Here is a 2,717-nt window from a genome sequence, read left to right on the forward strand (position 1 = left end):
GGGCAGCTCGCGATCGGCGCCACCCCTGACGCGCTGTTCGGGCAGGAACTGATGACCCCAAAGGGCTCGATCCCCTGGAACAACCGGGTCGCGGCGCGGTCGCTGCTCAGCTTTTCCTGGCGGCGGCCAGTACGACGCGCCGCAGCCATTCGCTGCCCCATCCTGCTCATCGTTGCCGAACACGACACGATGGCGCCGGTGGGCCCGGCGCTACGCGTCGCCGACAACGCCCAACGCGGCGAAGTGCACCGCAGTCGCGGCGGGCACTACGACGTCTACCAAGGGGGCCAGAGCTTCGACGACGTGGTCGCAGTCGAGCTCGAATTCCTCCACCGGCACGCCAAGATGGCCGACTGAATGTTCGTTCGACCCCGTTGATCAGCCGCCCTGCCGTTCCGAAGAGGGCGATCGCTGCGCGCCGGCTAAGCCACAATTGGCACCGCGATCTCGTCGAAGCTCGCCGGATCGGGACCGGCGGTCTTAATTTTGGAATGGAGTTAGTAATGGACAGAAGGACTTTCGCATCCACCGTTGCCCTCGGGAGCGTCGCCGCGGTTATGGGTGCGCCTTCGGCCCGTGGCGCGCCCGCTGCGACTGGACCGCTACCGGCCGCCAAGAATGTGGTATTGGTGCACGGTGCCTATGCCGATGGATCGTGCTGGGCCGACGTGATCCCCTATCTCCAGGCGCGGGGGCTCACCGTCGCGTCGGTACAGAACCCGCTGCGCACCCTTGAGGAAGACGTCGAGTTCGCGAAGCGAACGCTTGCACTCATGGACGGCCCGACGGTGCTCGTCGGGCATTCATATTCCGGGATAATCGTGACCCAGGCTGGTGTCGATCCTAAGGTGACTGCCATGGTCAACATCGCGGCCCGCGCGCCCGATGCCGGCGAGGACTATACGGCGCCATCGGTGATCGCTTCGCCTTGCCAGGCTTGGCGCATGAGCGTCATTTCGTCGTCGAGCAAGCGTCCGCGGGCGCGGAAGTCAACGCCAGCCGCGATGTAGTCGTCTTCACGGCCGCCGGGGGCGATGCCGACGGTGAGCCGGTTGCCCGCGGCGCCGGCGATGCTGGCCAACTGCTTGGCGAGAACCGCCGGTGGATACAGCGGCGCGAGCAGGATGTTGGTCTGCAGTGCGAGGCTGCTGCTGGCTCCGGCAGCCAGCGCCAATCCGATGATCGAGTCGAAGCTCGGATAGACCAGCCGATCGATGGTGGACACCACGTCGAATCCCCGATGTTCGGCTCGCCGGATCCACTCCAGCATCGTCGAGCCACGAACCCCTGCGCTGCCGTTCGGCAAGCCGATTCCGATCTTCATGACGATTCCGTTCTAGTGACGATGACGGCGCTGTGCGTCCGTTGCCGCGTGTCGCGGCATGCACGGCGTGACGCAAGCGAGTCCAACCGCCGGGTTCCACCGACAACTTCGGGCCAGGACTGGTCGACCGCACCATCACCACTCTCACCTATGCCGTCGCCGACGAAACCAAGGCCATCGCTTCGATCTTCGCCCTCTAGGAATCGCGTCACATACAAATCCGAACGGCTCATCAGCTGTCGATGGACGAAGCGGACCAGGTGAGACGGACACGCCGCACATCGTCGCCGGACCTCCCCGCAGTGTCATATATGACACCGACATGACACCGTCGGTGAGAATATGACACGGAGGATGAGACCGTAAAAAAGGCGGTTTATGACATGAAGATGAAAAGTCTGCGCGTACTGTTCCGTCCTTGTTGCCGCGCTTGAGGATGCGCGTCATGATCTCCCGGACCTCGGCGCGCAGCCGGCTGATTTCTTCGCTCTGTGAGGGCGGGACGCCGTGCGTCGGCAGCACCAGCTGCGAACGGTGGGCGATGGTGCGGTGCAGGAACCGTTCGATCAGCGCGAGTCCGGGTTCGCCCATCGCTTCGACCTCGCGCGCCGCGGCGGCCGCCTTCTTCGTTGTGCCGCCGATGGTCTGAGCCTTCTCGAGTTGGATGATCCGGGCACCGTTGTTCGCCGCGGTGATCGCCGCGGTGAAGCCGCCCGCGCCGGTTCCGACGACGATGACGTCGGTGTCGTCGGCGAAGGTGGTGCCGTCTTCCCTGATCAGTTCTGGTGCGAATACGTGATAGGTCACGGCTGGTCTCCTCAAATGTGTTCCACCCGCGACCGAACGGGACGGGTTCAGGCGCAAATGGACTGCTGGCCGGGCAAGCGGGACAGGGGACTAGAAGGGGTACTGGGCAATCTCGTCGCGAACGGTGATCCACTTCCACTCAGTGAACTGATCAGCGTTGGTGAGTGTGCTGTGGCTGAACCCGTTGCCCGACATGCCAACTCCGCCGATCGGGCCATAGACCTCGTGCAACACCGGCTGATCGTTGATGTGGACGACGCCGGCGTGGATGCCCTCGGCAATGCGCTGCGCGCGGGCCAGATCGGGTCCCACCACCGCCGCCGCAAGTCCGTAGGGTGTGTTGTTGGCCAGTGCGATGGCCTCTTCATCGGTGCTGAAGGTGGTGATCGGCGCGACGGGGCCGAAGATCTCCTCGGTGAAACAGGGCATTCCCGGCGTCACACCCGTGATCACGGTGGGCTCGTAGAAGAGTCCGTCCCGCTTGCCACCGACGAGAATCTTCGCACCGGCGTCAACAGTCTCGGCGACGATTCGATCCAAGTTCGCCGCTTGCTTCTCGTTGACGACCGGGCCCAACTGGACGTTT

Annotated in this window: 5 protein-coding genes and 1 pseudogene; 3 read left to right on the forward strand and 3 right to left on the reverse strand. The window is 64.2% G+C overall.

The window, feature by feature from the left end; genetic code table 11:
• Both QOC69_RS15850 and QOC69_RS15855 read left to right on the forward strand, forming a co-directional pair.
• On the forward strand, positions 1 to 357 hold a 357-nt coding region (locus QOC69_RS15850), incomplete at its 5' end, for an alpha/beta hydrolase family protein (RefSeq protein ID WP_526441157.1).
• A 200-nt stretch (positions 358 to 557) separates the two neighbouring features.
• Positions 558 to 1,010, forward strand: a complete 453-nt coding sequence (locus tag QOC69_RS15855; RefSeq protein WP_526441165.1) for an esterase/lipase family protein — start codon at positions 558 to 560, stop codon at positions 1,008 to 1,010.
• Here QOC69_RS15855 and QOC69_RS15860 read toward each other — a convergent pair.
• Positions 899 to 1,324, reverse strand: a complete 426-nt coding sequence (locus QOC69_RS15860) for an LLM class flavin-dependent oxidoreductase (RefSeq protein WP_526441159.1) — start codon at positions 1,322 to 1,324, stop codon at positions 899 to 901. The two genes, QOC69_RS15855 and QOC69_RS15860, sit on opposite strands and share 112 nt — an antisense overlap.
• 80 nt (positions 1,325 to 1,404) lie before the next feature.
• Between QOC69_RS15860 and QOC69_RS15865 the strand changes: the two are divergent.
• Positions 1,405 to 1,524, forward strand: a pseudogene (locus QOC69_RS15865) (acyl-[acyl-carrier-protein] thioesterase); the annotation flags it as partial.
• Here QOC69_RS15865 and QOC69_RS15870 read toward each other — a convergent pair.
• A complete protein-coding gene (locus tag QOC69_RS15870) occupies positions 1,469 to 2,131 on the reverse strand; it encodes an FAD-dependent oxidoreductase (protein WP_526441161.1) in 663 nt (220 codons plus the stop codon). The pseudogene QOC69_RS15865 and the gene QOC69_RS15870 overlap by 56 nt on opposite strands.
• A 90-nt stretch (positions 2,132 to 2,221) precedes the next feature.
• The coding region (locus QOC69_RS15875; RefSeq protein WP_526441163.1) for an aldehyde dehydrogenase family protein at positions 2,222 to 2,717 on the reverse strand (496 nt) is incomplete at its 5' end.

Origin of the sequence: Mycobacterium sp., from assembly GCF_032162105.1 — a bacterium.
Lineage (GTDB): Bacteria > Actinomycetota > Actinomycetes > Mycobacteriales > Mycobacteriaceae > Mycobacterium.

What these genes read in the sequence shown, in the direction of transcription:
- QOC69_RS15860 (WP_526441159.1), bottom strand. Translation starts at nt 1,324, where the DNA reads ATGAAGATCGGAATCGGCTTGCCGAACGGCAGCGCAGGGGTTCGTGGC.
- QOC69_RS15855 (WP_526441165.1), top strand. Translation starts at nt 558, where the DNA reads ATGGGTGCGCCTTCGGCCCGTGGCGCGCCCGCTGCGACTGGACCGCTA.